This window comes from Pseudomonas sp. B21-017 (genome assembly GCF_024749245.1).
Taxonomy (GTDB): domain Bacteria; phylum Pseudomonadota; class Gammaproteobacteria; order Pseudomonadales; family Pseudomonadaceae; genus Aquipseudomonas.
Genome location: NZ_CP087194.1, coordinates 3220460 through 3245557, shown reverse-complemented (window position 1 = coordinate 3245557; position 25098 = coordinate 3220460). Strand labels below are relative to the sequence as shown.

Annotated in this window: 22 protein-coding genes; 18 read left to right on the top strand and 4 right to left on the bottom strand. The window is 60.4% G+C overall.

Annotated features, from left to right (window positions below):
- Positions 1 to 22 precede the first annotated feature (22 nt).
- From LOY28_RS14620 to LOY28_RS14600, 5 genes are all read left to right on the top strand, one after another.
- Positions 23 to 679: a hypothetical protein gene (locus LOY28_RS14620; RefSeq protein ID WP_064617999.1), complete on the top strand. Its 657-nt coding sequence runs from the start codon at positions 23 to 25 to the stop codon at positions 677 to 679.
- 45 nt (positions 680 to 724) lie between these two features.
- Complete coding sequence (locus LOY28_RS14615) at positions 725 to 1213, top strand: Lrp/AsnC family transcriptional regulator (protein WP_003174918.1); 489 nt, start codon at positions 725 to 727, stop codon at positions 1211 to 1213.
- A gap of 572 nt (positions 1214 to 1785) precedes the next feature.
- Positions 1786 to 2991, top strand: coding sequence for a DUF1624 domain-containing protein (locus LOY28_RS14610; RefSeq protein WP_258614388.1), 1206 nt, complete (start codon positions 1786 to 1788; stop codon positions 2989 to 2991).
- Between the two features lie 97 nt (positions 2992 to 3088).
- Positions 3089 to 3277 carry an OprD family porin gene (locus LOY28_RS14605; RefSeq protein WP_258614387.1) on the top strand — a complete coding sequence of 63 codons (189 nt, stop codon included), beginning with the start codon at positions 3089 to 3091 and terminating at the stop codon, positions 3275 to 3277.
- An 87-nt stretch (positions 3278 to 3364) separates the two neighbouring features.
- A complete protein-coding gene (locus LOY28_RS14600; protein ID WP_258614386.1) occupies positions 3365 to 4675 on the top strand; it encodes a hypothetical protein in 1311 nt (436 codons plus the stop codon).
- Positions 4676 to 4988: 313 nt separating this feature from the next.
- Here the strand turns inward: LOY28_RS14600 and LOY28_RS14595 are convergent, their stop codons facing one another.
- From LOY28_RS14595 to LOY28_RS14585, 3 genes are all read right to left on the bottom strand, one after another.
- Positions 4989 to 6293, bottom strand: a complete 1305-nt coding sequence (locus LOY28_RS14595; protein WP_258614385.1) for an amidohydrolase family protein — start codon at positions 6291 to 6293, stop codon at positions 4989 to 4991.
- A 113-nt stretch (positions 6294 to 6406) separates the two neighbouring features.
- The gene (locus tag LOY28_RS14590; RefSeq protein ID WP_258614384.1) at positions 6407 to 7120 is read right to left on the bottom strand and encodes a cupin domain-containing protein; all 714 of its coding nucleotides are present in this window, start codon (positions 7118 to 7120) and stop codon (positions 6407 to 6409) included.
- A 69-nt stretch (positions 7121 to 7189) separates the two neighbouring features.
- The gene (locus tag LOY28_RS14585) at positions 7190 to 8047 is read right to left on the bottom strand and encodes a GNAT family N-acetyltransferase (protein ID WP_258614383.1); all 858 of its coding nucleotides are present in this window, start codon (positions 8045 to 8047) and stop codon (positions 7190 to 7192) included.
- 241 nt (positions 8048 to 8288) lie between these two features.
- On the opposite strand from LOY28_RS14585, the gene LOY28_RS14580 reads away from it, so the two are divergent.
- From LOY28_RS14580 to LOY28_RS14520, 13 genes are all read left to right on the top strand, one after another.
- Entirely contained in the window at positions 8289 to 9761 is a 1473-nt protein-coding gene (locus LOY28_RS14580) for an aldehyde dehydrogenase (protein WP_258614382.1), read from the top strand.
- A 527-nt stretch (positions 9762 to 10288) separates the two neighbouring features.
- Entirely contained in the window at positions 10289 to 10957 is a 669-nt protein-coding gene (locus LOY28_RS14575) for a haloacid dehalogenase type II (protein ID WP_018925987.1), read from the top strand.
- A 42-nt stretch (positions 10958 to 10999) separates the two neighbouring features.
- Positions 11000 to 12274 (top strand): FAD-binding oxidoreductase, encoded by a 1275-nt coding sequence (locus LOY28_RS14570; protein WP_258614381.1) that lies wholly within the window; start codon positions 11000 to 11002, stop codon positions 12272 to 12274.
- A 94-nt stretch (positions 12275 to 12368) separates the two neighbouring features.
- Complete coding sequence (locus LOY28_RS14565) at positions 12369 to 14006, top strand: ABC transporter substrate-binding protein (RefSeq protein ID WP_064617986.1); 1638 nt, start codon at positions 12369 to 12371, stop codon at positions 14004 to 14006.
- A 47-nt stretch (positions 14007 to 14053) separates the two neighbouring features.
- The gene (locus LOY28_RS14560; protein WP_064617984.1) at positions 14054 to 15010 is read left to right on the top strand and encodes an ABC transporter permease; all 957 of its coding nucleotides are present in this window, start codon (positions 14054 to 14056) and stop codon (positions 15008 to 15010) included.
- Positions 15007 to 15882 (top strand): ABC transporter permease, encoded by an 876-nt coding sequence (locus tag LOY28_RS14555; protein WP_018925983.1) that lies wholly within the window; start codon positions 15007 to 15009, stop codon positions 15880 to 15882. The genes LOY28_RS14560 and LOY28_RS14555 overlap by 4 nt, the downstream gene beginning before the upstream one ends.
- Before the next feature lies 1 nt (position 15883).
- The gene (locus LOY28_RS14550) at positions 15884 to 17725 is read left to right on the top strand and encodes an ABC transporter ATP-binding protein (RefSeq protein WP_258614379.1); all 1842 of its coding nucleotides are present in this window, start codon (positions 15884 to 15886) and stop codon (positions 17723 to 17725) included.
- A complete protein-coding gene (locus LOY28_RS14545) occupies positions 17722 to 18030 on the top strand; it encodes a (2Fe-2S)-binding protein (RefSeq protein WP_018925981.1) in 309 nt (102 codons plus the stop codon). Before LOY28_RS14550 ends, LOY28_RS14545 begins: the two co-directional genes overlap by 4 nt.
- Positions 18012 to 19403 (top strand): NAD(P)/FAD-dependent oxidoreductase, encoded by a 1392-nt coding sequence (locus LOY28_RS14540; protein ID WP_258614378.1) that lies wholly within the window; start codon positions 18012 to 18014, stop codon positions 19401 to 19403. The genes LOY28_RS14545 and LOY28_RS14540 overlap by 19 nt, the downstream gene beginning before the upstream one ends.
- Positions 19400 to 20569 (top strand): FAD-binding oxidoreductase, encoded by a 1170-nt coding sequence (locus tag LOY28_RS14535; RefSeq protein ID WP_018925979.1) that lies wholly within the window; start codon positions 19400 to 19402, stop codon positions 20567 to 20569. Before LOY28_RS14540 ends, LOY28_RS14535 begins: the two co-directional genes overlap by 4 nt.
- Entirely contained in the window at positions 20566 to 21723 is a 1158-nt protein-coding gene (gene argE / locus LOY28_RS14530; RefSeq protein ID WP_258614377.1) for an acetylornithine deacetylase, read from the top strand. The genes LOY28_RS14535 and argE overlap by 4 nt, the downstream gene beginning before the upstream one ends.
- Positions 21724 to 21964: 241 nt before the next feature.
- Positions 21965 to 23422 (top strand): NAD-dependent succinate-semialdehyde dehydrogenase, encoded by a 1458-nt coding sequence (locus LOY28_RS14525; RefSeq protein ID WP_192350539.1) that lies wholly within the window; start codon positions 21965 to 21967, stop codon positions 23420 to 23422.
- Between the two features lie 24 nt (positions 23423 to 23446).
- Positions 23447 to 24526, top strand: a complete 1080-nt coding sequence (locus LOY28_RS14520; protein ID WP_138867568.1) for a tartrate dehydrogenase — start codon at positions 23447 to 23449, stop codon at positions 24524 to 24526.
- A 180-nt stretch (positions 24527 to 24706) separates the two neighbouring features.
- On the opposite strand, the gene LOY28_RS14515 is transcribed toward LOY28_RS14520, so the two are convergent.
- Positions 24707 to 24931 carry a YgdI/YgdR family lipoprotein gene (locus tag LOY28_RS14515; RefSeq protein WP_258614376.1) on the bottom strand — a complete coding sequence of 75 codons (225 nt, stop codon included), beginning with the start codon at positions 24929 to 24931 and terminating at the stop codon, positions 24707 to 24709.
- Positions 24932 to 25098 lie beyond the last annotated feature (167 nt).

The window sequence follows — 25098 nt, the reverse complement described above, 5'->3', positions numbered from 1 at the left end:
ATCATCGGAGGCTTTACACACCATGGGGCTGACTGATTATCGAGCGTTGCTGATCGATTGCGATGAGGTGCTGGTGGATCGCGATTCCGGAGTCTGGGCGGCGTTGCAGCCGCTGCTCGACAGCCGTGGCGGTCACCCGGACAAGGCACAGGTGCTGGCCGAGTTCAGCGAGGTGGTGCGGGCGCTGTACCCGCGTTTCGGCGAGTTGGGCTTCAGTGGTTTGCTGTGTTTCGCCCACCGTCAATTGGCCGAGCGCTGGGCGTTGAAAGCCAGTTGGGAGGAGGGCATGAGCTTCGCCCGGTCCGTCGTCGGCTGGTCGTTGTTCGAGGATGCACCCGGCGCCATGCTGTATTTACGCAAGTTCTATCGCCTGCTGGTGCATGGCGACCGTGACGCCGAAGATCGCGGCCTGCTGTGCGAACGCCTGGGGATTATGCCCGACGATTTTATTTCTTTGGCAAGCGACCCATTGCAGGACCATGACTGGCTGGCGGCCAATGACCTTGATGCCAACACCATCCTCCAGGTAACCCGGCCTGGCGCCCGGCAACCGGGGGCGGGGGCGGTCTGCCTGATCTGTCGCGGCCGGGCCAGACAACCGTCGCCGTGCGCGGCGGATTACTGCATTAACAGCATGGCGGATCTGGTGGCTCAGCATCAGCTGTCTTTACGGCGCTGATTTTGCTAGAAGATTGTCTTACAAACGGCAGTCAAGAGGTACGCAATGGAAGGTTTAGTAAAACTGGACCGAATCGACATCAGCATCCTGGTTGAGCTGCAAAAGGACGGGCGCATGACCAACGTCAGCCTGGCCGATGCCGTGGGCCTGTCGGCCAGCCCCTGCCTGCAACGGGTCAAGCGGCTGGAGTCGGCCGGGTATATTTCCAGCTACAAGGCTCACCTGAACCTGGCCAAGATCACCGACTCGGTCACGGTGTTCACCGAGATCACCTTGAGCGACCACAAGCGCGAAGACTTCGCCAAGTTCGAGTCCAATATCCGTCTGGTCGACGAAGTGCTCGAATGCCACCTGATCAGCGGTGGCTACGATTACCTGGTGCGCTTCATGACACGCAGCATCCAGCATTATCAGGAAGTGGTCGAAAGCCTGCTGGACAAGAACATCGGCATCTCCAAGTATTTCAGCTACATCGTCATCAAGTCACCCGTACTGAAGGACGGCGTGCCGCTGCGCAAATTGTTGCGGCACTGAAGCTGACGCCACATCCCCCCATTCCCTTGCAGCCTGCCGCGCCTTCGAAAGAGGCGCGCGACGGGCTCTGTGTAGCAGCTGCCGAGCAGCGCGAGGTGGCGTTCGGCTGCGTAGCAGTCGTAAACCCTGAATGCACGGTGTACCTGACGGATCGCAGTGACTGATTTTGCGGCTGCTTCGCCGCCGAACGCCGCCTCGCGCTGCTCGACAGCTGCTACGGAGAATTCGGTTTGGGCATGCACCTCAATCGGACATCGGGGCCGCACAACCGCTTCAACACGCTTCATGCTGGCGCAGGCCGTATAAACCGCTGTTTACGCGGCGAAAACAGTCTTCGTTTGCATTACGGGCGATGAATTCGGAACAAAGCGCAAAATCGCCTGCGTTGTAATGCGTTCAGAGAGAGGGGCAGGTCGTTGCACGGCTTCAGTTCAACACTGTCGTTCTATCGAAAGGAAGGTCAGGTACCCTTGCCGCGGGCGCCGTCGCAGCTGCCGGCATCGGAAGTTGCCAGGCTGAAGAAACAGGGCTGAGCCAGCGGTAGTCCACTGACCAAGACATGAGTGACTGATATGACCCTATCTACAAGCGTGGCAGGGCAGGCGGGAAGTGTTTCCCCTGCGCTGGCCACCAGCGTTGCCAAAACCAACACCCGGATGTTGGCCATCGATGCCTTGCGCGGCTTCGTCATGCTGTTGATGCTCATCGACCATGTGCGCGAAACCTTTCTGCTGCACCGTCAGGTCACCGACCCGATCGATGCGCTGAGCGTGACCCCGGACCTGTTCTTCACCCGCCTGCTGAGCACCCTTTGCGCCCCGGTGTTCATCTTCCTCACCGGGTTGTCGGCCTGGCTCTACAGCCAGAAACACACGGCCGGTGAAACCTCGGTGTTCCTGCTCAAGCGCGGGCTGTTCCTGGTGTTTCTGGAGCTCACGTTCGTGTGCTTTGCCTGGAACGCCGAGTTCCCGCCCAAGACGCTGTGGCTGCAAGTGATCTGGTGCATTGGCATTTGCATGATCGTGCTTGCCGGGTTGCTGCACTTCAAGCGCGGTTGGCTGATCGTGCTCGGGGTGGCCATTGTCGCCGGGCACAACCTGCTCGATGGCGTGACCGTGGGGCCGGAGTCGCCGTTCTTCGTGCCGTGGTCGATCCTGCATCAGCGCGTATTCATCGACATCACCGAGTTCACCCGGGCTCGCACCACGTACCCGGTGTTGCCGTGGATCGGCGTAATCCTGCTGGGCTGGGCCATCGGGCCGTGGTTCGGCAAGGACATGGACCCGGCAGAGCGGATTTCCCGCTTGCTCAAAGTCGGCTTCGGCCTGCTGGCGGCGTTTGTGTTCATCCGCTATCTGAACGTTTACGGCGAGAAACCCTGGGTGCAGACCGGTGATTCGCTGCGCACCTTCATGAGTTTCATGAGCGCGAAGAAGTACCCGCCGTCACTGATGTTCCTGATGCCGACCCTCGGCCTGGGGCTGATCCTTCTGGCGCTGTTCGAGAAGGCCCAGAATCGCTGGTCCACCGCGACCCTGGCGGTCTACGGTGGTGCGCCGATGTTCTTCTACTTGTTGCACCTGTATGTGCTCAAGGCCATGTACCTGGTGGCCGTTGCCATCTGGGGCGCCAATCAGGGCACCTATTACGGCTTCGATAACCTGCCCATGGTCTGGCTGTGGAGCGTGATTCTCGGGGTGCTGCTGTTCTTCCCGACACGCTGGTTCGCCAACCTCAAGCAGCGCCGTCGCGATATCGCGATTCTTAAATATCTCTGACTCAACGACGCTGATTTAAAGATGCCCCTCGGTGTCCCCCATTCGGTGGGACACCTTCCAGACCCGCTATGCACGACCGATTTTCCAGGAGAAAGCTGTGAAGACGTTAACCACGCACGCCCTGCTTTTGGCCTTGGGAGGGGAAACCCTGCTCGCTCAAGCATCGGAACAAGACAACGCCAACGGTTTTTTGCAGGACAGCCAATGGAGCCTGCTCAATCGCAGCCTCTATGATCGACGCGATTATGAACACGGCGCGCTCAGCAACGGCGCGCGCATCGCCTGATGCACCCGGCGCTGCTGCGCTCTATACCTCCGCATGACTGAACATCTTGTATGATTGGTCTTTGGAATAAGCTAGCAGAGGTTTGTAGTGCGAACGGATTTTAAACGACCTAAGGATAAGGCCAAGGATATCTACTGGGCGCTAGACTTTGCTAAAGAGCATTATGGCTGGATCACTGCACTGTGTGCCTTCTTGGCATCTTTTGCCGGAGTTGCAAGCTTAAGTTCATATTCGTTGTACATAGGCCGCCCGGATGTTTTCTTGCGATCGCTGGAGTTCGGTCCCTCTTTGGCCATTCTGTTTGTTGCGTGTTTTCTTTTGTTTGTCGGTCTAGTCGGCAGCATGCTGGTGACTTCTTATGTTTTTTCGTCGACAATCTCCTTCCTAAAGCCAGAGATTGAGCAGGCAAAAACGGTCGTTCGCTGGTTGTTTGGAATGACGGCAGCCGCCATGGCGGTCCTTATATTGGTCGTGCTGGCGGGTACGCTACTTGACTATTCGACTGCCCATTTAGGATGGGCATTTCTTTCATTAATCCCACTGGTCGGCACCGCCTGGAAATTTTTTAAGGTTAACGCCGGCAAGCTAGGTTGTTTACCTCTAGAGGCTGGTACGTCAAGGAAAATCCTGGCGTGTGCATTACTGGTCGCGGCGTTGGAGTTGATTGCTTTTCTGGGTATTTTCCCGGCATCGGTGGTCGCCAAGTCGTTCGTCGGCCCCGATACAATTCTCGGACTATCCCAAGCGCTTATATTCAGTTTTATAACGATGCTGGGGTCATTGTTTCCAGCAGTCGTTTTTCACATGAGCATGGCTGAAAGCAGACTGATTCGCTTTAGGTTAGTGCTGGCCAGTGTATTCGGTTTTATCGGTGTCTTGACGATTACCGCGCCGGCAATGTTTGGCTTCGTTTCTGTGGGCGGCGCTCATACCATCGGTCTGAGCGATCTGGAACAACGGCACTATCTTATTTCAAGTGACAAGTACCCGATCGGAAAATTTGACAAGACACGTTGGAATACGGTGGAGGATCAAGAGAAAAAGTTCATCATTGATGCTATCTCCCTGTACTCATTTGGCTCGGTCGAATTGCTTTGCCCGGCTAACCTTAGACTGGTCAAAGCACCTGAACGGCGCAAGTACACCCAGCGCTGTGTTCGCTTTACGCGAAGCGCCATTACCGTGCTGGATGCCGTTGACGAGGCCGACAGGCTCAACCAGGGACAAAAGGCGTGTCTGGCGTCTATCCCGTTTTACCCGGTGAGCGCCGCTGCATGGCTGAACGCAATCGCCAGCGAGTTTGCCCACCGCACCAGGATCGTCATTCCCTTGCGCCTGAACGATGGGCAAAAGTATCTGCTTAATGTCAGAAAACCTTTGTTTCGACGGTGTAATTAAAGGCAATTGATCTGATTGCTGGTGTGTTTCAGGTGCTGGTCAGATGTCCGGAGTGATTGCTCCGGACATGAGGTTGGCCGAGGTACGGGGGGCTTCGTACGCAATTATGTTCGGCCGAGGAATTCATAACCCGTTTCTGAAAAGAATCGCTCCCTGTAGGGCGCGTACTCAGGCTTGTTGAAAATGCTCAGGAAGACTTCAAGGTACGGTAACGTGTGATCCACCATGGACGGCATGTCCCAGTCTGAGCCATAGGCTATTTTCTTCATCAGGTCATATTGCCCGTTATTCTTTCTTGCTGTTTCCAGGTTAGCTATAAAACAATTAACCCAGTCTTCCCCAGAAGTAATTCCGTAATGTAAGCAACTTCGCAGTAAACGTTTTTGTATTGGGTGCACAGTTTTGCAATGATCCTTGCAAAATTATCTGGGTCATCCCATTGCTCGGCTGTTTTGGCGGTCCATCCGTAGTATTTCTTTTTCCCTGCTCCGTCATCTCTTTCGGCTTGACCTCCCCCCGCATGCCCAAAGCACAGGCGCAGACCAGGGAATTTTAAAAGTACATTGGCCCAATGTTTCGGGTGGGTATTCAGACCATAATGCTCCTTGGTTTCAAAACCGATGGGGGTGCAGTGGACGAATATTGGCCTGTCGCGTTCTACGCAATATGCAAAAAATTGATCGATTCGGTCGCGTACAGTTAAATCACTATCTTCAAAAGGTAAGTAACCCATGGCCGGGTAGAATTTATATCCTGAGAATGATTTTATGGAGGCGTCTGCAATTTCCTTCCAGTTATCTCGACGAGGATCGAATGCCGAGAACCCAATGATTTTTTTTGGGTATTTTAGCTGTAGCTCCTCCATGTTATTAAGCTGCTTAGGGAAGAACGGATAGTAGACGTCGGCGGGTTGTTTGTAAGCTTTTTCCATGTCCATCATGAAGTGTACGAAAAGCATTTTATCTTTGTATATTCCATAGCTGTCGTTCAGTTTTTCAACCAAAACCTCTTCAGCGTGAAGCATGGTCCATAAAAATTCGATAAAGTCGCCTCCGTCCTCAACATTTTTACAGAGCCTTGAAACTGCACGAAGCGCTTTTTTAACTGCCTTTTCCCATGTGTAGAATTTGATGCCCATGGTACTGGGGGAAAGGTTTATCGGCGCTAATGAATTGTCATGGATGAGTATCAGCGCGTCTGTGCCGAGGCCTTCATCTTCATAGACGATATCATTTAACTGGTCGATGATTTTGGCCAGGTCTGAATCAAGAATTACTTTTGAGCGCCCATCCTCTAGTGAGAAATTTTTGGTGTGCTGCGGTTCGATGGACTCTATAGGAATCGCAGTCAGTTCAAAATCCGCCACGGCCCAAATCAAATCGACAAACGGTTCATTACTTTTAATAGTCAATGGGTTGATGTCGACATCTTTGGCAAGAAGGCTGCTTTCTGACCCCGTCAAACGCCATAACAGTTCAGCAGTTACGTCCGCTAATTTGCTTTTATTTTTTCCCATCTTGTCGGCAATGACCCGCCCCAAAGGCATATAGCGCGCATTGAACAGATGGGTGTGCAAATCTAATATTTTCGCCGGAATCGCATTATTCTCTTCACTCATGGTTCGGCTCCTTATTTGTTTAAATAAGGTTGCCGAGACTATGAATGTGAGTTCTCTGCCACCTTAACGTCTTCTGACGTATTCGCAGCTTAGTCAACATTTAAAAGGTTAGGTTATTTAACTGCGTAAACCTTGCGCACATACCGCGTACTGCTCCAGGCGCACGGTGCGCCTTGCGGCACGAACACGGTGTCACCGGGGTTGACCGTTACGCTGGTTCCATCCGGCGCCTGCAAAGTCACGCTGCCTTCGAGCAGGTGCATCAGCTCGTTGAGTTTGTGCGCTCGGCCATGGCGGGTGTAAGGCGTCGAATCCCACACGCCTACACGCAGATCAGTGGCGTCATCTTCGAAGGCATTGCGCGAGCGACACTGCGGCGTAGGCCCGATCAGTATCTGCGGTTCCGGTGCCGCCGAAGGGGACAGCATCGCCAGCGGGTCGAGCGCTGTCAGCCCCGGTTTCTTTTCGGCGCTGGGGCTGGTGACGGCGCAGAAGGCCCAGCACGTATCGGGTTGTGCCTCAAACCTGAGCGCTGTGCCGCTACCGATCACCGCGCTGGCACCGATGCCCAGTTCCAGCACCTGTTCCCCGGATTGCAGCACGACGTGCCCGGCATGGACCACGATCACTTCGGTGTGCGGGAAGTGCTCGATATCGACGGTTTTGCTGGTGTGAACAAGGCCCGCCGAGACGCCGTCGGACCCAATGTAGGCGATCTGACGACCGTCCATGAACGGATCGATGGAACTCAAGGGCGCTGCCTTGAAAGACGTAGAAACGCGGCTGCCGTCGGCGCGGGCCAACAGCACAATGGTGGGTTGAGACATGCGGGTGACGCTCCCTGCAAATGGGGGGTAGAAAGTGATGGACGGCGCTCGCTTCATTGCGCGCCGGGATCAGCCGATGGCTTGGGTGACGAGGGCAAATTGGCGTACGCCGTTGGCCGCTTGCGGCGGTGTACCCCGTGCCATTTGCGCTACGGTGTCGACCTGTTTGAGACCGGCCAGCTCCAGCCACTCGCTCAAACCACTGTCCGCTGGAATGTCGATTCGCACGAAAGCGTCTGGCACCTGGGCCAGCAACACGGCGATCAGGTGTTTGGCCTGTTCAAGATTTTCGGCGATGACCGGGCCGAGGCAACGACCACGACCAAACGGGCGCAGCAGGGCGAAGGCACGCAACTGACCGTCGCGCTCGATGCCTACCGAATGCTCGGCCACCGTAAACAGCTCCGTGAGCACCGCTTGCCGGTCCAGACCACTGCCGGCGTTGGCCAGTGCCAGTTGAGGAGCCCGATCCGTCGCCTGTAACGGGCGGCATTCCTCACCGTCCGCCAGTGGTTCAAGCGCGGGCACCTGGGCCAGGCCTTGATGCTGCTGAATTCGTCCGTACTCGACAAACCCCTGGCTGGCATAAAGCGGCGCACCGGCGAGGGTCGCATTGAGCATCGGCGTGCGCGACTGGCAGGCCTCCAGTGCGTGCTCCATCAATCGACGGCCGATGCCCTTGCCCTGATAGTCGTCACTGACAATCACCAGGCCGATGGTGGCGAAGTCGCCTTGCCGGCAGGCGAATGCGGTACCGATTAAACGCGGGCCATCGAGCACCACGAAACCTTCGCTGACCCGCTGCAACATCGCCCAGTCTTCCAGGCGATGAGGCCACTTCAACTCAACAGACAAGGCATGGGCCGAAGGCAAATCAGCAGCGGTCATCGGCCGATAGACATAAGCGGAAGGGTGCGAGGCGGACATGATGAATCTCCGTTTTACAGTGTGCGCGATCAACCGGTTTTCCGGCGCGAGGATGCCTGTATCCCATCTGTGTGAAGGCCTGACAAGGGGGGCGGAAGGATTCGGCAGATTCCTCACATCAAAGGCCTGCAGACCACACTTACTACTTAATTGCCCCATAAGGTCGGCAGCAAATGCTTGGGCTTTTTTTCTACGATGGAGGCCTGAGTAAACGCCTCGCCGTCCCTTTCTGGAGTGCTCCATGGATAGCTTCGATCCTCGCCTTATCGCTGTGCGCAGCGCTCACTTTATTGCTGGCAAATACCGCGACGCCCAACCGGGGCTGGAGGTGGTTCGCCCTTCAGACGGTCAGGCCTATGCCCAGTTGCCGATCGCCGATGCCGACCTGGTGGATGAGGCGGTCAACGATGCCTGGCAGGCGTTTAACCGCAGCGATTGGGCCAGCCGTCCGCCCCGGGAGCGGGCACGGGTCATGCGTCGCTGGGCCGATCTGATCGAAGCCGATGTCGCCGTGCTGGCGCCGCTGGAAGCGGTGGGCTCGACCCGTCCGCATAAAGATGTGATCGCCTGGGACATTCCTTATGTCGCCGAGGGCATTCGTTTCTTTGCCGAACTGGCGGACAAGCACGGCGGCCAAGTCGCGGCGACCCAGACCGATCGCCTGGGCATGCAGATCGCTGAACCGTACGGCGTGATCGCCGCCATCGCGCCGTGGAATTTCCCCTTGAGCATGGCTTCATGGAAAGTCGCGCCGGCGCTCGCTGCCGGCAATGCCGTGGTGCTCAAACCATCGGAGCTGACGCCGTTTTCCAGCCTGCGCTTTGCCGAACTGGCGGTGCAGGCGGGCATTCCTGCCGGGATTTTCAACGTGGTTCAGGGCGATGGCCGCGTCACTGGCGACGCCTTGTGCCGTCATCCACGGGTGGGCAAGGTAACCTTTACCGGCTCCACGGCGACCGGCTCGAGCATCATGTCCACTTGTGCATTGGTGGGGCCGAAACCGGTAACGCTGGAGCTGGGCGGCAAGAGCCCGCAACTGGTGTTCGCTGACGTGCCGGACATCGCGAAAACCGCACGCACCGTGGCGCTGGCCATCACCGGCAATGCCGGGCAGGTGTGCGTGTCTGGTTCGCGGTTGTTGATCGAGCGCTCGATCATGGAGCCGTTCGTTGCGCACTTGCAGGCGTATTTCGAGGAATTGCGCCCGGGGCCGACCTGGTCCTCCGAGAGCACGCTGTCGCCGATTATTTCCCGGTTGCAGGCCAGCCGTATCGACGGCATCGTCCAGCGTTCGCGCCAGGCCGGGGCCGAAGTGCTGACTGGCGGTGGTTTGTTTGAAGGGCTGGGCGGTGCCTATTACCAGCCGACCTTGCTGGCTGGCCTGGACAATCAGAACCCGGCGATCTGTGAAGAAATCTTCGGCCCGGTGCTGACGGTGCAGGCGTTCGATGACGAACAGCAGGCACTGAGCCTGGCCGCGCACGCCACCTACGGCCTGGCGGCGGGCGTGCACACCGCCGACATCAACCGCGCCCTGCGACTGGTCCGGCGGCTGGAGGCGGGCACGGTGTGGGTCAACCGCTATGGACGCAGCAACGACTACATCCTGCCGACCGGTGGCTACAAACGCTCCGGCATCGGCAAGGACCTGGGTCGCGAAGCCTTCGAAGCCAATCTGCGCTTCAAAAGTGTGCTGATCGATATCGCTGGCTAATGTCCGCCCCCTAACACCTGTGGCGAGGGAGCTTGCTCCCGCTGGGGGGCGAAGCCCCCCCAAAAATCCAACGACCGCAATCCTTCAGGTAGAACGCATCAGCCGACTTTACGACTGCTTCGCAGCCGAACGGGAGCAAGCTCCCTCGCCACAGGTGATCCGTTAACCGCAGATCGTCGACGGGTTTCAAACCGCACCCAAACGGGCGCTTCCTCAGGGAGGCGCCCGTTTTCGTTCAGCCCGGCGCAGGTTCTGCCGTGAATGGGGGCGTTCGTCAGCCTCGCATAGCCATGAAGGTCCATAAGAGCGCATAAATACGGGGGTTGCCCAAGGCTGGAGCGAGCCGCAAAGTCTGCTGAGGGGGCAGGCTAAAACGGTGGTTTGTATCAAGCAGAGGTCGCTTTTAACGCCATCTGCTGATTTCACGGTGTTGTAATGACGGTGTGCTGCAGCGTTGCATCGCCGCTCCCGAAACGCAGCGAATACCTGTCGCGCCATGACCTCAACGAACTTCAGGACCGCACTCAATGAGCTTTCTACGCCCCAAATTCATTACGTTCGACTGCTACGGTACGCTGACCAATTTCCACATGGGCACGATGACTCGCGAACTGTTCGCCGACCGCGTGGCGCCCGAGCAGATGGATCAGTTCGTCAAGGACTTCTCGGCCTATCGCCTGGACCAGGTCATGGGTGACTGGATGCCGTATGACGAAATCCTCAAGACCTCCCTGGCGCGGGTCTGCAAGCGTTGGGGTGTCGAATACCGTGGCGAAGGCCAGCTGTATTACGACGCCGTGCCGACCTGGGGCCCGCACCCGGACGTGCCGGCCGGTCTGTCGAAAATCGCCGACAAGATCCCCCTGGTGATTTTCTCCAACGCCAGCAACAGCCAGATCATGTCCAACGTCGACAAGCTCGGCGCACCGTTTCACAAAGTCTTCACCGCCGAACAGGCCCAGGCCTACAAGCCGCGCCTGGCCGCGTTCGAGTACATGCTCGACAACCTCAACTGCGGCCCGGAAGACATCTTGCATGTGTCTTCCAGTTTCCGTTACGACCTGATGCCGGCCCACGACATGAAGATCAAGAACAAGGCCTTCGTCGCCCGCGGTCACGAGGTTCCGGGCAATGCGTTCTACGGCTACCAGCAGATCACCGACATCGGTGGACTGGCGGCGCTGGTCGGTCTCTGAGTTGAACGGTAACGGCGCTCTTCACGGAATAAGGGGTTAGACATGGGCAGTGAATCCTACTGGCTCGACACCGCACCGGCGTTTACCGGTGCTCAGCTCGGCGCATTGCCCGGGCAGGTCGACGTGGCCATCGTCGGTGGCGGTTTCACCGGCCTGGCGGCGGCTCGCGCGCTGGCCTTGAAGGGCGCCAGTGTGGTGGTGCTGGAAGCCGGGAGAGTGATCGGCGAAGCCTCCGGGCGCAACGGCGGCCAATGCAACACCGGCGTTGCCCAGGACTATGCCGGGCTGAGTGCCAGCCTCGGTGCCGACAAGGCGCGGGCCTATTACCAGGCCTATGAAAGCGCGGTGCAGAGCGTTGTGTCCCTGGTGGAGCAGGAGCAGATCGCTTGCGACCTCAAGCGCAACGGCAAGCTCAAACTGGCGGCCAAACCGCTGCACTACGAAGGCCTGGCGCGCACCTGCGAATTGATTCGCAAGGAGGTCGATGCCGAGGTCGAGTTGCTGAACGCCGAACAGACCCGCGCCGAAGTGAATTCGGCCCAGTTCCATGGCGGCTTGCTGCAGCGCAACGGCGTGCAGATGCACGTCGGGCGCTTCGGCGTCGGTCTGGCCGAGGCCGCTGCTCGTCATGGCGCGCTGATCTATCAAGGTACACCGGTGACGGACTGGAAGGCCCAGGCCGGCGGTTATCGGGTCAACACCGCGAAGGGTTCTTTGCACGCCGGGCAAGTATTGCTGGCGACCGGCGCTTGTCAGCACGGTGGCCTGGGCTGGTATCGGCGGCGGATCGTGCCGGTCGGCAGTTTCGTGATCGCTACTGAGGTGTTGCCGCAGTGGCTGATCGATCAACTGCTGCCCGGTCGGCGTGCCTATGTCACCAGTCGCATGATCGGTAACTACTTTCGCCTGACCCCGGACAACCGCTTGCTGTTCGGCGGACGTGCGCGGTTCGCGATGTCCGACAGCGTGTCCGACGCCAAGAGCGGCAAGGTGCTGCAAGCGGCGATGGTGCAGATGTTCCCGCAGTTGGCCAAGGTGAAAATCGACTATTGCTGGGGCGGGCTGGTGGACATGACCTCCGACCGTTTGCCTCGCGCCGGCCAGCATGGCGGGGTTTATCACTCCATGGGCTACAGCGGCCATGGGGTGCAGATGTCGGTGCACATGGGCCAGGTGATGGCCGAGGTGATGGCCGGCAAAGTCGAGGCCAATCCCTGGCGCGAACTCGACTGGCCGGCGATTCCCGGGCATTTCGGCAAGCCGTGGTTCTTGCCGTTCGTAGGTGCTTACTACCGCCTCCAGGACTACTTGCATTGAGTTGATGTTGTGGCGTCACCGTCGTTTGCGTTTCCAGGACGTTCCGGTCAACCGGAGCACTCGAATCTTCTGATTTTCGACAGGTACAACTGATATGACTGACAACAAGATCGACTCGAAACTGATTTCCGGCCAGGACAGCCTGCGGGTATTCGAAGGCCTCAATCGTGGCATGTCGCGCCGCCACGCCTTGCAGATGCTCGGCGTGGCGGGTGTTGCCGCAGCGGGCGCCGGTAGCCTGTTCGGCGCTGCCGGCAAACTGTTCGCCGAAGAAGCGGCAACCCCGGGCAAAGGCAAGCCGGGCGGGCGGATTCGCGTCGCCGGCATGTCCAGTTCCACCGCCGACACCCTGGACCCGGCCAAGGGCGCGTTGTCTACCGACTACGTGCGTCACTTCATGTTCTACAACGGCCTGACCCGTTTCGACAGCCACCTGGTGCCGCAACTGGAACTGGCCGAGCGCATCGACAACACCGATGCGACGCTGTGGATCATCACCCTGCGCAAGGACGTGACCTTCCACAACGGCAAGACCCTGAGCGCCGCCGACGTGGTGTTCTCGCTGTCGCGCCACAAAGACCCGCTGACCGGTTCCAAGGTCATGCCGCTGATGGCGCAGTTCGAAGAGATCAAGGCCACCGGCACCCACGAAGTGCAGATCCGCCTGAGCGCGCCGAACGCCGAGCTGCCGTCGATCCTCGCCGTGTCGCACTTGTTGATCGTTCCCGAAGGCACCACCGACTTCAACCAGGGCATCGGCACCGGGCCGTTCACGGTCAAGGAATTCAAACCGGGCGTGCGCTCGATTGCCGCGCGCAACACCGGCTACTGGAAACCGGGCCTGCCGTACCTGGACGAGATCGAATTCATCGCGATTGCCGACGAACCGTCACGGGTCAACGCGCTGCTGTCGGGCGACGTGCACATGATCAACGAGGTCAACCCACGCTCGACCACACGGATCAAGGCCAGCGCCAAACACCGGGTCGTCGATGCGCCGTCGGGCAACTACACCGACCTGATCATCCGTCAGGACCAGATGCCGGGTAAAAGCGCCGAATTCACTCAGGCGATGAAGTATTTGCTGGACCGTGAGCAAGTGAAGTCCGCGGTGTTCCGTGGCTTTGCCGTCGTCGGTAACGACCATCCGATTTCCCCTGGCTCGCGCTACTACAACGCCGACCTGCCGCAGCGGGCCTACGACCCGGAAAAAGCCAAATTCCTGCTGAAGAAGGCCGGTATGGAAAGCATCAGCATGCCGCTGGTGGCATCGCCTGCCGCGACCGGTTCGGTGGACATCGCCGTGCTGTTGCAGCAATCGGCGAAACAGGCCGGGCTCAAGCTCGACGTCAACCGCCTGCCCAGCGACGGCTACTGGTCCAACCACTGGATGAAGCACCCGCTGAGCTTCGGCAACATCAACCCTCGGCCGAACGCCGACGTGATGTTCTCGCAGTTCTTCCAGTCCAGTGCGCCATGGAACGAGTCGGGCTGGAAGAACGATCAGTTCGACCAACTGCTGATGCTCGCCCGCGGTGAAACCGACGACGCCAAGCGCAGCAAGATGTACGCCGATATGCAAGCCCTGGTGCATGAACACTGTGGCATCGGCGTGCCGGTGTTCATTAGCAACATCGACGGTGTCGACCAGCGCATCAAGGGCTACGGCAGCAACCCCCTCGGCGGTTTCATGGGCTACATGTTCGCCGAACAGGTCTGGCTCGATGCCTGATCGGCCGCACACGGGCGTCAGCGGGGCTATTGCATGAGGGTAGGGCGATGAATAGCAACACACTGTGGTTGATCGGCCGGCGCCTGGGCGCGGCGATCGTGACTTTGTTGATCGTGTCCATGGTCGTGTTTGCGATCACGGCGGTATTGCCGGGGGACGCGGCGCAACAGGCACTCGGGCAATTCGCCACGCCGGAACAGGTGGCGGCCTTGCGCCTGAAACTGGGGCTGGATCAACCCGGTGTGGTGCGTTACCTGCATTGGTTGATGAACCTGCTGAGCGGCGACATGGGGCAATCGGTGTCCAATGCCTTGCCGGTCAGCGAGCTGATGGCCGGGCGGGTGCCCAACACACTGATGCTGGCGGCCGTCACGGCGCTGGTGTCGGTGCCGGTGGCGCTGATCATCGGCATCGGCTCGGCCATGGGCCGGGGCGGGCGCATGGACAGTGTCCTCAGCTTCATCACCCTGGCCCTGGTCGCCGTGCCGGAGTTTCTGGTGGCGACCCTGGCAGTGCTGATCTTTGCGGTGAACCTGGGCTGGCTGTCGGCGCTGTCCTATGCCAGCGACATCACCTCACCTTGGCAATTCATGCGCACCTACGCCTTGCCGGTGATGACTCTGTGCTGCGTGATTGTCGCGCAAATGGCGCGCATGACCCGGGCGGCAGTGATCGATCAACTCGACAGCGCCTATGTGGAAATGGCCCGGCTCAAAGGCGTGAGTCCGGTGCGGATTGTCTTGCGCCATGCCTTGCCCAACGCCATCGGGCCGATTGCCAATGCCATCGCCCTGAGCCTGTCGTACCTGCTGGGCGGGGTGGTGATCGTCGAGACGATCTTCAACTACCCCGGCATCGCCAGCCTGATGGTCGATGCCGTGACCAACCGCGACATGGCGCTGGTTCAGGCCTGCACCATGTTGTTTTGTACGGCGTACCTGGGGTTGGTGCTGGTTGCCGACCTGTGCGCGATTCTTTCCAATCCGAGGCTGAGAAACCAATGAACGATCTCATGGCGAAATCGGCACCTGCCGGACCGGAGCTGGCATTGGGCAAGGTCGCCCATGGGCCGTCGTGGCTTGGACTGGTCGGGGCGGCGATGTGTGTGATCTGGCTGCTGGTGGCTATCTTCGGTCCGTGGCTGGCGCCGCACCCGGTGGGTGAAGTGGTCTCCGATAACGTGTTCGACAGCCTCAGCGCGGCTTACCCGTTGGGCACCGATTACCTGGGCCGCGACATGCTCAGCCGCATTCTCGTCGGCGCGCGGTTCACCGTGGGCCTGGCGCTGATTTCAGCGGTGTTGGCCAGCACGCTGGGGACCGGATGTGCGCTGCTGTCGGTGGTGTCGCCGAAATGGCTGGACGAAGTGATCAGCCGTTTGATGGATGCCTTTATATCCATCCCGAGCAAGATGCTGGCGTTGATCATGGTCTCGGCGTTCGGTTCATCGGTGCTGTTGCTGATCTGCACCGCAGTCTTGAGTTTCACCCCAGGCGCGTTCCGCATCGCCCGCAGCATGGCGGTGAACATCGAAGCGCTGGAATACGTGCAAGTGGCCCGCACCCGTGGCGAGCGCCGGTTGTACATCGCCTGCGTGGAAATCCTGCCGAACATGCTCAACCCGGTGCTGACCGATCTGGGGCTGCGCTTCGGCTTCATCGTGCTGCTGCTCAGTGGCATGAGCTTCCTTGGCCTCGGCGTGCAACCGCCAGATGCCGACCTCGGTTCGCTGGTGCGCGAGAACATCGGCGGCCTCAATCAGGGCGCGCCGGCCATCGTGATTCCGGCGCTGGCCATTGGCACCCTGACCATCGGCGTGAATCTGTTCATCGACCGACTGTCGTCACGGCGTAGTCGACGTACGGGAGGTCATTGAAATGAGTGATTTGATTCGAGTCGAAGACCTGCGCGTGGTCGCTTGCGGCGAGCGTGGCGAGGTGGAGATCGTCAAAGGCGTGAGCTTCTCCCTGGCCAAAGGTGAAGTGCTGGCGTTGATCGGTGAGTCCGGCTCCGGCAAGACCACCATAGCGCTGGCGTTGCTCGGCTATGCCCGACGCGGTTGTCGATTGGCGTCCGGCGTGGTGCAAGTCGGCGAGCACGACATGCTGGCGTTGAGCGAAGGCGAGCTGCAAGGCCTGCGCGGCAATCGGGTGTCGTACATTGCCCAGAGCGCCGCCGCTGCGTTCAACCCGGCGAAAAAACTGATCGATCAAGTGGTGGAGGGCGCATTGATTCACGGCCTGGGTAGCCGGGCCGTGCTGGAAGCCAAAGCCATCGAACTGTTCCGCGATCTGGCCTTGCCGGACCCCGATCACATTGGCCAGCGTTACCCGCACCAAGTATCCGGCGGGCAGTTGCAACGGGTGATGGCGGCCATGGCGCTGATCAGCGATCCGCTGCTGGTGGTGCTCGACGAGCCGACCACCGCCCTCGACGTGACGACGCAGATCGACGTGCTGCGCGCCTTCAAGCGGGTGGTCCGCGAACGTGGGGCGACGGCGGTCTATGTGTCCCATGATTTGGCGGTCGTCGCGCAAATGGCCGATCAGATTGTGGTACTCAACGGCGGACAGATTTTCGAGCAGAGCGCCACCGCGCCGCTGCTCAAGGCCCCGGCCCACGAATACACCCGCAGCCTGCTGCTGGCGGCCCGCCCGGACACGACGATCCGCCCACCTTGTGGTATCGCCGAAGAAACACCATTGCTGACAATTCAGGGGCTGACCGCCGGTTACGGCAACAAGAACCTGCAAGGCATGCCGTCGATTCGCGTGCTGGAAGATATCGACCTGACCGTGCGCCGGGGCCAGGCCATTGGCGTGATCGGCGAGTCGGGCTCCGGCAAGTCGACCCTGGCGCGGGTGGTGGCCGGGTTGCTGACGCCGGCCTTGGGCGGCCTGACCTTCGATGGCCAGCCACTGGGCGGCAGCCTGTCCGAGCGCACCGATGAGCAGTTCCGCCGGATTCAGATGGTGTTCCAGAATGCCGACACCGCGCTCAACCCGATGCACAGCGTCAGCACTATTCTGAGCCGTCCGCTGAAAATGTACTTTGGCCTCAAGGGCGCCGCGCTGCGCGAGCGTATCGGCGAACTGCTGGACCTGGTGCGCTTGCCGCGCGCCATGGCCGAACGCCGTCCGAATGAACTCTCCGGCGGGCAAAAACAGCGGGTCAACCTGGCCCGTGCCCTGGCGGCCAAACCGGACCTGATCCTCTGCGACGAGGTGACCTCGGCGCTGGACACCGTGGTCGGCGCGGCGATTCTCGAACTGCTGCGCGACCTGCGTCAGCAACTGGGTGTGTCGTATCTGTTCATCAGCCATGACATTTCCACGGTACGCGCGCTGTGCGACGACATTGTGGTGATGTACAGCGGCCACAAGGTTCAGGCCGGCAGCCGGCAGTCGTTTGCCCAGGCACCGTTCCATCCCTACACCGACCTGTTGATCCATTCGGTGCCGGAACTGCGTCAGGGCTGGCTGGAAAACTGCGGCACCACCTGCGGCACGCTGCCGCCGATTGGCGCCAAGGCCAATGTGCCAGAGCTGTGCACCTTTCTCAGTCGCTGCCCGGTGCGGGTCGACGGTCTGTGCAATCGCACCGCGCCGAACCGGCGGATCATCGACGGCGGTAGCGAAATTCTTTGTCATCACGACAGTGCCGAGTTGCTGAAAACACAGCAGGGTTTATCCACCATGAGCCTGGGAGCTTATGCATGAAAGGGCGTTTTGTGAGGCTGGCCGAGCAGGGCCGGCCGACCGTCAAGCTGACGGTGGACGGTTCGCCCATTGAGGCATTGCAGGGCGACACATTAATGGTCGCGTTGCTGACCCAGGGCTCGGCGCTGCGCCAATCGGAATTCGACTCGGGCCGCCGCGCCGGTTTCTGCCTGATGGGCGCTTGCCAGGATTGCTGGGTCTGGACCCGCAGCGGCGAGCGCCTGCGCGCCTGTTCCAATGAAGTCCGCGAAGGGCTGGACATCGTCACCACACAACCGGAGGCAATATGGCCACTGCACGGCTGAGCGCTCAACGAGTGGTTATTGTCGGCGCCGGGCCGGCCGGCATTCGCTGTGCCGAAACGCTGCTGGCGGCTGGCTTGAAACCGATCCTGATCGATGAGAATCGCCGGGATGGCGGGCAGATCTACCGGCGCCAGCCCGAAGGTTTTACCCGGGACTACGCCACCTTGTATGGCACCGAAGCGGCCAAGGCCAAGAATCTGCACCAGAGTTTCGACCGATTGCGCGGGCAAATCGACTACCGCCCCGACACGCTGGTGTGGAACCTGACGCCGGGGCAATTGTGCTGCGTCAGCCAGGGCAAGCACTCGACGGTGGATTACGATGCGCTGATCCTCTGCACCGGTGCCACCGACCGCTTGATGCCGATCGAAGGCTGGCAGTTGGCAGGCACCTACAGCCTTGGCGGGGCGCAAATCGCGCTCAAGTCCCAGGCGGTTTCCATCGGCCACCGCGTGGTGTTCATGGGCAGCGGGCCGTTGCTGTATCTGGTCGCCAGCCAATACGTCAAAGCAGGCGCCAATGTGGCGGCGGTGCTCGACACTTCACCCCTCAGCAAGCGCATCGCGGCAGTGCCGAAGCTGATGGCGCGTCCGGGATTGCTGTTCACCGGGATGAAGTTACTGGCGCAGTTGTACCGGGCGAAAATCCCGGTGCATCTGGGGATTTCGCCGCTTCAGGTGCAAGGCGACGCGGCCAGTGGCGTCAGCGGTGTGCGGGTGCGTACCGCGCGCGGTGAGACGTTAACGGTGGATTGTGATGCTGTGGCGTTGGGTTATCACTTGCGCCCGGAAACCCAACTGGCCGATCTGGCCGGTTGTCGCATGCGCTTCGATGAGGCGTCCAGCCAGTGGTGGCTGGCCGTCGATGAAGAGGGCCGCACCTCGGTCAACGGTGTGTATGCCGCCGGGGACGGTTCGAAGATTCGCGGCGCCGATGCCGCCGAGCACGCCGGGCGTCTGGCGGCGATGGCGTTGCTGGAGGATCTGCAGCAACCGGTGAACGCCGGCTTGCGTGACGAACAACGGCACGCGCTGGCGGTGATGGATGAGTTTCGCCTCGGCCTGGCCCAGGCGTTTCCCTGGCCGACGGCGCAAGCCAAAGCCTTGCCGGATTCAGCCATCGTCTGTCGCTGCGAGATGATCAGCGCCGGCGAGTTGCGCCGTACCGTGAGTGAGAAGGGGGCCTGTGAAGTCAATCGGGCCAAGGCCTTCAGCCGGGTCGGCATGGGCCGCTGCCAGGGGCGTTATTGCTCCCAGGCCGGGGCCGAAGTGATCGCGGCGGCGGCAGGCGTCAGTGTGCAACAGGTCGGTCGGCAGCGTGGACAGGCACCGGTCAAACCCCTTTCGATGCTCACCGAGGAGGTGTCGCCATGACGCTACACAAAGCTGATGTAGTGATTGTTGGCGGCGGCCTGATGGGCTCGGCGGCGGCGTTTTTCCTGCGCCAGCGCGGGCAGTCGGTGATTCTGCTGGAGCGCGACCAGATTGGTCAGTACGCCAGCGGCGTGAACTTCGGCAACGTCCGGCGTCAGGGACGCTTCCTTGGTCAACTGGAATTGGCCAACCGTTCCTGGGCGCTGTGGAAACGCTTGCCTGAGCTGATCGACGACGACCTCGAATTCATCGCCAGCGGGCACATGCGCGTGTGTTACCGCGAGGATGAAATCCCTGAACTGGAAGCCTATGCGGCAGCACCCGAGGCGGCGCAGCTGGATTTGAAAATCTATCGTGGCGCCGAGCTGCACCAGCGCTTTCCGTTTCTCGGGCCGGACGTGAAGGGCGGTTCTTACGCGCCCCACGATGGCCACGCCAACCCGCGTCTGGCCGCACCGGCGTTTGCCCGGGCTGCCCGCCGCCTCGGGGCGCGGATCGAGGAACAGACTGAAGTCGCTGAAGTGCAGAAAATTGCCGGCGAGTTCACGGTGACTACCACCGACGGTCGCCAGTTCGGCGCCGAGCGCTTGCTGATCACCGCCGGCGCCTGGGGCCAGAAACTCTCGGCGCAGTTCGGCGAACCGGTGCCGCTGGATACCAACGGCCCACAAATGGCCGTGACCGAACCGGTGCCGTACGCCTTGCCAACGGTGATCGGCGTGTACACCAAGATCCCCGAAGAAGTGATCTACTTCCGCCAGATCCCGCGCGGCAACATCATCATCGGTGGCGGCTACCGCAGCAAACCGGACATGCTCAACCGCCGCGCCTATGTCGAGCCGCGCAGCATTCTCAATCAGATGGACCAGATGCGTCGCCTGCTGCCAGGCGTCGGCAACCTGAACATCATCCGCGTGTGGAGCGGCATTGAAGGCTACTTGCCCGATTCCCTGCCGGTGATGGGCCCCAGCGGCAACGTTGACGGTTTGTATTACGCGTTCGGCTTCTGCGGTCATGGCTTCCAGCTCGGCCCAGGCGTCGGCGACGTGATGGCCGAACTGATCAGCACCGGCAGCACCAGCACTTCGATTGAGCCGTTCTCGATCCGCCGGTTCACCCCTTCAGCCGAGCAACGGACAACCGAGCAAAGGAGCAGGGCCTCATGAAACCCCGTGTACTGGATATTCTCAAACGCCTGATGGCCTTCGACACCGTGTCTTCGGAGTCGAACATGGCCCTGATCGAGTACGTACGCGACTTGCTGCTGACCAAGGGCATCGAGTCACTGATCGTCAAGGACGAAACGGGTAAAAAGGCCAACCTGTTCGCCAGCACCGGCCCTAAAGAGTTACCAGGCATTCTGTTGTCCGGCCACACCGACGTAGTGCCGGCGGCCGGCCAGGCCTGGACCTTGCCGGCGTTTCAGGCGACGGTGCAGGACGGGCGGATCTACGGGCGCGGTAGTTGCGACATGAAGGGGTTTATCGCGTTGGCCATCGACGCCATGCTCGATGCCGCCGACCATTCGTTGAGCCGACCGCTGCAAATCGCCTTGTCCCATGACGAAGAAACCGGCTGCGTCGGTGTACGACGTTTACTCGACGTGCTGCACCTGGCGCCGGTACGGCCGTTTTTGTGCCTGATCGGTGAGCCGACCAACATGCAGTTCGTGCTGGGGCACAAGGGCAAGGGGTCTTACCGCACTTATTGCCGTGGCCTGGAAGCGCATTCCTCGTTGGCGCCGCGTTCGGTCAATGCGATTCACGTGGCCTGCGATTTCATCGCGGCTCTGCGTCAGAGCCAGCAGCAACTGCAAGAGCAGGGCGCGCAGGATGCCGATTACGACGTGCCTTACAGCACCGTGCACGTCGGGCAGATTGTCGGCGGCAAGGCGCTGAACATCGTGCCGAACCTGTGCACCCTGGATTTCGAGGTACGTAACTTGCCGGCGGACGATCTGGATCAGTTCTTGGAGCAGATGCGCGAGCGTGCCGAAGTGATCGTGCGCGAGGCGAAAAAGCTGTCCAGCGTGGCAGACATCGAGATCGAAACCCTCAACGTCTATCCGGGCCTCGATACCCACCCGAGCGTTGAAGCGGTGCGCTTCCTGAAAAACTTCGCCGCGCCGGACACCGGCACCGCCAAAGTCTCGTTCGGCACCGAGGGCGGGTTGTTCAAGCAGCGTCTGGACGTACCGGTGGTGGTCTGCGGCCCGGGCTCGATCGAACAGGCGCACAAGCCGGACGAGTTCATCGAGATCAGCCAGATAGAGGCTGGGGAGCGGTTTTTGGATGGCCTGCTCGGTTCTCTGAAGGTGTGAAAGATCGTTCCCACGCTCTGCGTGGGAATGCAGCCCGGGACGCTCCGCGTCCCTTTCGAAGCGGACGCAGAGCGTCCATTGAGGCATTTCCACGCAGTGCGTGGGAACGATCATTAGGCCCTCGGTAGAGCCTGCCGTCCCACCGCGAATTTCAGCATCCAACACTGCCCATCAAACGCTTTCAGCATCCTTATCCGTGGCACCTCCCTAGACTGGAAATGTCTCGGATCAGGACTCGACCATGCTCAAGAATCGTTTGAAAGACCCCAGCCTTCTGGCAGAACTCGCTTATGTGGACGGGCAGTGGATCGGCGCCGATAACGCCGCGACCCTGGACGTCATCGACCCGGCCACCGGCCAGTTACTCGCCCGGGTGCCGGCCATGCAGGGCACGGAAACCCGGCGCGCCATCGAGGCCGCCGAACGGGCCTGGCCGGCGTGGCGCACACGCCCGGCAGCAGAACGGGCGGCGCTGCTGGAGCGCTGGTATCAGGCGATGATCGATAACCTCGACGACCTCGCCTTGATCATGACCTGCGAGCAGGGCAAACCTCTGAACGAAGCCAAGGGTGAAATCCGCTACGGTGCCGGGTTCGTCAAATGGTTCGCCGAAGAGGCCCGCCGGGTCTACGGCGAAACCATACCGGCCCCCAGCGGCGACCGCCGCCTGCTGACCCTCAAGCAACCGGTCGGCGTGTGCGCCGCGATCACCCCGTGGAATTTCCCCAACGCGATGATCACCCGCAAGTGCGCGCCGGCCCTGGCCGCCGGGTGCCCGATCATCGTCAAACCCTCGGACTTGACCCCGCTGTCGGCCCTGGCCCTGGCAGTACTCGCCGAACGCGTCGGCATTCCGGCCGGGGTGTTCAACGTGCTGACCGGCATGCCCGCCGGCATCGGCGAAGAACTGACCGGCAATCCGACGGTGCGCAAGATCTCCTTCACCGGCTCCACTGCGGTCGGTCGGCTGCTGATGCGTCAGAGCGCTGAGCACATCAAGCGCTTGAGCCTGGAACTGGGCGGCAACGCGCCGTTCATTGTGTTCGACGACGCCGACCTGGAGCAGGCGGTAACCGGGATCATGCTCAGCAAATTTCGCAACGCCGGGCAGACCTGCGTCTGCGCCAACCGCATTCTGGTGCAGGATGGCATCTACGAACGTTTCGCCCAGCGACTGGTGGAGGAGGTGGGCAAACTCAAGGTCGGCAATGGCCTGGACGCCGACGTGACCATCGGCCCGCTGATCAACCCGGCGGCGGTGAGCAAGGTCGCCCGGCACATCGACGATGCCCTGAGCCAGGGCGCGCGTTTGCTCTGCGGCGGCATTCCTGAAGGCGACAACCAGTTCGTTCAGCCGACCGTCCTTGGCGACACCCACGCCGGCATGCTGCTGGCCAACGAAGAAACCTTCGGCCCGGTGGCGCCGTTGATGCGGTTTACCTCTGAGGCCGAAGCGCTGGCCTTGGCCAATGCCACGCCTTACGGCCTGGGCGCCTACTATTTCACTCAGGATTTGCGCCGTTCCTGGCGGTTCGGCGAGGCGCTGGAGTTCGGCATGGTCGGCCTCAACACCGGGCTCATTTCCATGGAAGTCGCGCCGTTCGGCGGCATCAAGCAGTCTGGGCTGGGCCGTGAAGGCAGCAAGTACGGTCTGGATGAATACCTTGAAGTCAAAGCTTTCCACATCGGCGGGCTGTAATTAACGGACACGGGGGCACGATTGATGAGCAAGACATTCAGAATCGCCGCGATTGCCGGCGATGGCATCGGCAAGGAAGTCCTGCCGGAAGGGTTGCGGGTACTGGAGCAAGCCGCGAAGAAGTGGCAGTTGGAGCTGAGCATCGAAGTGCTCGACTGGGCTCACTGCGATTACTACCTGGAACACGGGCAAATGATGCCCGACGATTGGTTCGACCAGCTCAAGGGGTTCGATGCGATCTACTTTGGCGCCGTCGGCTGGCCGGACAAGGTGCCGGACCACATTTCTTTGTGGGGCTCACTGCTGAAGTTTCGTCGCGACTTCGACCAATACGTGAATATTCGCCCGGTACGTCTGTTTCCCGGCGTGCCGTGTCCGCTGGCCGGGCGCAAACCGGGGGACATCGATTTCGTGGTGATTCGCGAGAACACCGAAGGCGAGTATTCCTCGGTCGGTGGCAAGATGTTCGAAGGCACCGAGCATGAATTCGTGCTGCAAGAGTCGGTATTCACCCGGCGCGGCGTGGACCGGATTCTCAAGTTCGCCTTCGACCTGGCCCAGACCCGACCGCGCAAACGCCTGACGGCGGCGACCAAGTCCAACGGGATTTCCATCAGCATGCCGTACTGGGACGAACGCACGGCATTGATGGCCGCGCAGTACCCGGACATCACTTGGGACAAACAGCACATCGACATCCTGTGCGCGCGTTTTGTACTGCAACCGGACCGGTTCGATGTAGTGGTGGCGTCGAACCTGTTCGGCGACATTCTGTCCGACCTGGGACCTGCCTGCGCAGGCACCATCGGCATTGCGCCGTCGGCCAACCTCGATCCCGAGCGGCGTTTTCCATCGCTGTTCGAACCGGTGCACGGCTCGGCCCCGGACATCTACGGGCGCAACATCGCCAACCCGATCGCGATGATCTGGTCCGGTGCGTTGATGCTGGATTTTCTGGGCAATGGCGATGAGCGCTATCGCGCCGCACACGACGGGATTCTGCAGGCGATCGAACGGGTGATTGCAGAAGGGCCAATCACCCCGGACCTGGGCGGGCAGGGCTCGACTCAGGAGGTCGGCAAGGCGATCGCGCAAGCGCTTTAAAGCCTGCGACGCACTCCTTGTGTAGCAGCTGTCGAGCCTGCGAGACTGCGTTCGGCTGCGCAGCAGTCGTGAAATCAGGCACTGCGGTGTTTCAGCTAAACCGTGGACAGGATTTACGACGACTTCGTCGCCGATCGCAGCCTCGCAGGCTCGACAGCTGCTACGGCCGAACGCAGGGGATCAGTCTTCCTTACGAATCGTGGCCACGTCATCGGCGCGGACTTGCACTTTCGCCCCGGAGATATCTTCGAACTCGAAGAAGCCATCCTTGCCCTTGGTGTTCGGCATGTCCTTGGTCAAATACTGGGTGCCGTTCTGCAGGGTCACGACTGTTGGCGTCGAGCAACCGGTCAGGGCCAGAAAGGCCGCTGCCGCCAGGGGCAAACCCAGAGTCTTGATATTCATACACACCTCCATCACTCAATAAAAACAATGCGAACGCCTCATTCGAGATCAATCCTCACTGTGCTTCTAACGCGGTTTGTGCGATGGAATTGCAGAAAGTTCGATGGTCACCCGAAAATTGCCCGATAGCGTCGCCACTTATCCTTTTCCGTTTGCACCGGGTGGGG